The following is a 1,261-nucleotide window of genomic DNA, read 5'->3' as shown; positions in this document are numbered from 1 at the left end:
GTGCTGAAGCCATCCCTCTGCTCGCCAACTGTAACGACTCCTGGCACGGCGACGCCCAGTTCAACCTCGCCATCCGCACAGCAATCTGCCCGTCATCCCGCGCCATCCTCGACGACCGAGCCCAAAGCACCCCCGAGTCACAGCGCGGCTACCGCTCCTCTCCCGACCGACACCTCTCCGGCCTCCTCTACGCCGCCTCCGACTACTCAAAGTGGCGCCACTACGCCCTCCAACGCACCCTCGCCCGCCTGCGCGTCCCGCCCGCGTCTATCCGATACGACCTCAACCGGATCCTCGCCACCACCCCCATCGCACCCCACATCACGCTCCAAGCCTGCGCCGGATGGGCCGATGAAGCCGCCAGCGAAGTCAAGAGCATCGCGTCTCTCGCCTACCACCGCGCGCTCCTCCATCAACACCAGACCGGCGCCATCAACATCGACCAGTGGAACGACGCCGCCGCTTACCTCGCAGAAGTAGCCGCCAGCTACGGCCACGATCACGAGGAGAGACGCCGCGCAGGCTGGGTCGGCATGTGCGTCACCCGAACATGGCAACAGATTGTCGGCGTCGCCGAACCCAACACAGGCGAACCGATCACCGTGTCCCTCCAAGGAACATTGACCGGACCCGACACTGTCCTACTCCACGAACTCGGGACCAACTGGGAAGCCTTCCGCCACACCTTTGGCGATGACCTCTTCAACCACATCAAAGGCACGGAGTTCGACACCGCACCGGCAGCAATCTGGGACGCTCTCGCAATCGTGGCTCGACACTTCCCCGCCATCGACGACGAACTACGTCACCAGGTCGGCGACGACCCAACTCTCCTCGCTAAAGACTCCGTCCTGCACTGGTTCATGACCGACCCCACTCGCACTCGCCAAGAAGCCACCGAAGCAGTCGCCACCAACATCCGCACCACGACCAACCTTCGCGACCTGGCCGTCCAGATCGCCCAAGACCCCCAGCACTACAACCTCGACGAACGGACGCTGCTCGAGCTCGTCGCATCCCGGTTCGCGACCGAACCCGCTGAAGGAGGGTTCGGTAACGCACTGCTTGAAACCATCGCAGTCCTCCAGCCCGCTCACCCAGCGGTGCAAGAACTGTGGGCCGAACAGGAACCAGACATCAAGGCCGCACGCAACCGACTAGCCGGCCCGACGGCCGCACCAGCGACCAACACGTGCCCCAGCCCCAGTGACACCGACTCCGACACCGAGACGCAAAGCCGCCGCCGGCGGATCCACCCCCA

General features: G+C 64.7%; 1 protein-coding gene. It reads left to right on the top strand.

Translation table 11 applies throughout. The features are described 5' to 3' along the window. Positions 1-1,261: hypothetical protein (locus ACXJKL_RS21265; RefSeq protein ID WP_457208979.1), on the top strand; the 1,261-nt coding region annotated here is incomplete at both ends.

Source organism: Nocardioides sp. P5_C9_2 (genome assembly GCF_054049555.1).
Note: the sequence above shows the minus strand (reverse complement) of the source record. Positions and strands in the feature narration are given on the sequence as shown.